Below are 3,366 nucleotides of genomic sequence, written 5' to 3'. Positions count from 1 at the left end.
TGGGTTGATTGACGAACATAGACCACCGCCTTGCGCTGCAGGATCGCCGGCGGGAGGAGATCACCGTCCATCACCGCTTCCCTCCGGTTCGCTTTCTCCCGCCGCTTCGGCCAGGAGAATGGCCAGGCACGTCACCACTTGCTGACGCTCCTGAAGGCTCATCCCGCGCAACCGCTTCGAGTCGAACTGCATCTGGAGTTGCTTGGGACATGAGGGCTTGATGGGCAGGTCTTGCATCGGTCTGTTCCTTTCCGGCCATAGGATCTCCGGAAGAGCTTCGCCGAAGACCGTGCCGACTCAGAAGGTCATCGAGGTCTGACAGGGCCGCGAGTGACACGCGCGGTGTGCCAAGTTCCATGTCGGCGCAAGCCCTTGGGTCGAGCATCCATGCTGCCACGACCATGAATACGCCAGGCAGCACCTCGACGTGGACGAACTGGCCGGACGCACGTCGGTCGACACGCTCGACCCGAAACTGTCGGCCGAAAAGCGCGTGCCAGCGGTAATGCACCTGAACAAATTGCCCGACATGGGCAGAATGAACGGGTGATGGCCTTGACCCGCAAGAATGCGCTCTTCGCCGGTCATGACGAGGGCGGGCGATCCTGGGCCCGTATTGCATCCCTTGTTGCCACCGCAAAGGTCAACGACGTCGAACCCTTCGCCTACCTCAAGGCAACCTTGGAAGCCGTCGCAGCCGGCCACCCGCAGGCTCAGATCGACGTCCTGTTGCCCTGGAACTTCAAGCCGTCAAGCTGAACGTAAGTGGGGCGCAGCCGCCGCTTACACTCAGGCTTAGCTCAGGGAGCTAAGAACTGCGCAACAAGATACCTCTCGGAAGGCTGCCATGAGCCATAACAAACGTCGCAGATCTTGACGGCTCTGGGTAGGGGAATCACAATTTACGATACTAGATCAGGCCAAAACCGATTTGGCTTAGAGTAATGACAGGAGATAGGGTGAGCTACGAACTGCAGAGATTGGCGGCGGAGACCACAGCCGCTTTTACCGGACTATTCACCATTACCTTGGAAGCAATACGTCAGTTTGAAAATGGCGAGTATTTCACAATGTATGCCCGAGGTACAAAGCGCCTACAGAGCATTCTCGGCGCCGAACGAGAAATTCTAATCCTTGGGAATATTTATGCCGATCAGCAGGCACGCTCCATTCGGTTCGTCCGTCGCCTTATCAATGATGCAGATGGCCGTCTTGAAACAACTCTTTGCGTAATTGTTCATCAGGATCCACGCGGAAATACTAAGCTGAAACGTTGGGGGCGAGAAAATGGCCTTGCAGTTATCCCAGTTTATACTGCCACCGGTGTTTTGCCTCGCAACCAGGAGTTGGAGCGACTACTTTCATATGAATTCTTCACCCAAGACCCGTTCGACGTAACCGGACCTGTTGCAAACGACGCACAGTTTTTCGGTCGCAGGGCCGAAGCTCAGGAACTCGCCCGAAAGCTCCAATCTGGTCACATTCGGGCGTGCTTTGGCATCCGAAAGATTGGGAAAACCTCGGTTTTACACCGAGTGCTAGCGGAACTCAAAGAAAACTATGATGCCGTTGTGCTGTTCATCGACTGTCAGCGGGATGATGTTTTTGGCTTGAATGCCGCAGGGCTCCTACACTCAATTACCCTTTCTCTCCTTGAACTTAAAGCATCCGGCCAAGCTTACGCCGAGGTAAATGCGAGCACATCTGCTCCTTCCCTCGCTGAAGCCGCGCGCCAATTCCAGTCAGCACTTAGTCAATTCGACTTAACGGTGATCCTCGCCTTCGACGAGATCGACTACATCACACCTAGTAATGGCAGTGCGGAGCAATGGCGTATAGGGTTTATCGAATTCTGGCGAAATGTGCGAGCAGCCTATCACGCTGCCGCTCGCGATGAGCGACGAGTATCGTTGTTAGTGAGCGGTGTCTCCAGCCGTTGGTTCTCTGTAGAATCGATCGATGGGATTGAAAATGCAGCGTTAGCGTTCATTCCCGAGGAGTATCTGAGCCCCCTGCCGCGTGGTGCTGCCAAAGCAATGATCAAGAACATTGGTGCGATGGCGGGCCTTCGGTTCGAGGAGCAAGCGCTAGAGGCGATATCATCTTTCTGTTCAGATATGCCGTTCTGGATCAGAAAGGCCTGCTCTTCAATACATGGAAAAATTGAAACCGCAATCAGACCAATTACCCTCCAGGAGGCTGCTGTTTCCGAAATGCTCGAGGCATATGGTCGAGACGAGGGGGCTGCCCTTGCAAAGGTCGCGTTGCAGCACCTGTTCCGAGTTTATCCTGAGCTCCGAGCCCCTTCGCTTTCACTGCTCTCTGAAAGAGAAGAGCTACCTAGCGGTATAAAGCGCACACTTAATCGCTATGGCGTTGTTGATAATGCAGGGAAAGTTTCCGGATCAATGATTCGTATGGCACTGACGATGGTCGCAGAAGAGGCCACTCCACAGGATGCAATTTCGGTCGAGAGAGTGGAGGCTCGTCCACTTATGCACGAATGGGCGGAGGAGCTCGCAGGTATTTCCTATCGCCGAAATACGATGGAACGTGCGCTTCGCTCTCTTGTCATCAATTTCTTACGGATGTCATCTCTAACAAACAAAGATGGCGTTTCCGCAAAAGCATCACTGCTATCTGCACTTCCCTCAAAACGCCGAGCAGAACTGGATGCCTACAACCTCGAAACGATAGCAGACAAACTTTTTTGGCTGGAGCTCATCGCAATTATCAACAAAAATTGGCAGTTATTTGAACGAATTTTTGGCGACAAAGCAGCCTTCAATGAGAACGCTAGCATCGTCAATGATCGGCCCGATGCCCACGCGAAGCATCTTGAGCCCAGCGACGTTGCAATGCACCGTCGTGCTTTGCACTGGCTTGATGATCGGATTTCCAAGGTTTGATCGACCGTAAAAGAGTACGCGTCTATGAGGCACAGCAAGTGTCTATTGGGAATTAAGCGCCAGGATTGATGGTCCGAACGCGACAAAACTTCCCAGAGCTATAGTGTGTTACCGCCCGGCACTGTTTCCGAGCCGACCGCTTGTTATTGCACGCCCCAACACCCCGGACCCACGCCGAGCGTCAGTGGCCCATTTCACACGTAGCGTGAAATGGGTGGCCGCTAAGGACAAGTCCCTGTCGCTGCGTCGCAATCGAACGGCCGGTTCTGAGGGGGAAATCAATGATGCAAGCGGCGGCTATGGGCCGAGGGTGTGTGGAAACTCGCTTCTGTGTTAGACTTTCTCGTGGTTTCGGGAGGTCCAGATGGCTGGATTCATTGAGGGCGTTGAGCGCGATCAAGCTTCCCTGTTTCCCCATCGTCTGGACGACTGGATTGACGCTGATAGCGTGGTTCGG

3 protein-coding genes and 1 pseudogene are annotated in these 3,366 nt (G+C 54.1%); 3 read left to right on the top strand and 1 reads right to left on the bottom strand.

The genetic code is table 11. The features are described from left to right. Positions 1-60 precede the first annotated feature (60 nt). Positions 61-237 carry a hypothetical protein gene (locus tag FN835_RS21415; protein WP_185958795.1) on the bottom strand — a complete coding sequence of 59 codons (177 nt, stop codon included), beginning with the start codon at positions 235-237 and terminating at the stop codon, positions 61-63. Between the two features lie 190 nt (positions 238-427). Between FN835_RS21415 and FN835_RS21830 the strand changes: the two genes are divergently transcribed. From FN835_RS21830 to FN835_RS20905, 3 genes and pseudogenes are all read left to right on the top strand, one after another. After that, complete coding sequence (locus FN835_RS21830) at positions 428-550, top strand: hypothetical protein (protein ID WP_280634020.1); 123 nt, start codon at positions 428-430, stop codon at positions 548-550. Beyond that, positions 544-759 (top strand): annotated as a pseudogene (locus FN835_RS20910) (transposase domain-containing protein); the annotation flags it as partial. The gene FN835_RS21830 and the pseudogene FN835_RS20910, both read left to right, overlap by 7 nt. Positions 760-959: 200 nt before the next feature. Then, the gene (locus FN835_RS20905) at positions 960-2,909 is read left to right on the top strand and encodes an ATP-binding protein (protein WP_142665159.1); all 1,950 of its coding nucleotides are present in this window, start codon (positions 960-962) and stop codon (positions 2,907-2,909) included. Positions 2,910-3,366 lie beyond the last annotated feature (457 nt).

This window comes from Paracoccus laeviglucosivorans (genome assembly GCF_900182695.1).
Classification (GTDB): Bacteria; Pseudomonadota; Alphaproteobacteria; order Rhodobacterales; family Rhodobacteraceae; genus Paracoccus; species Paracoccus laeviglucosivorans.
Note: the sequence above shows the minus strand (reverse complement) of the source record. Positions and strands in the feature narration are given on the sequence as shown.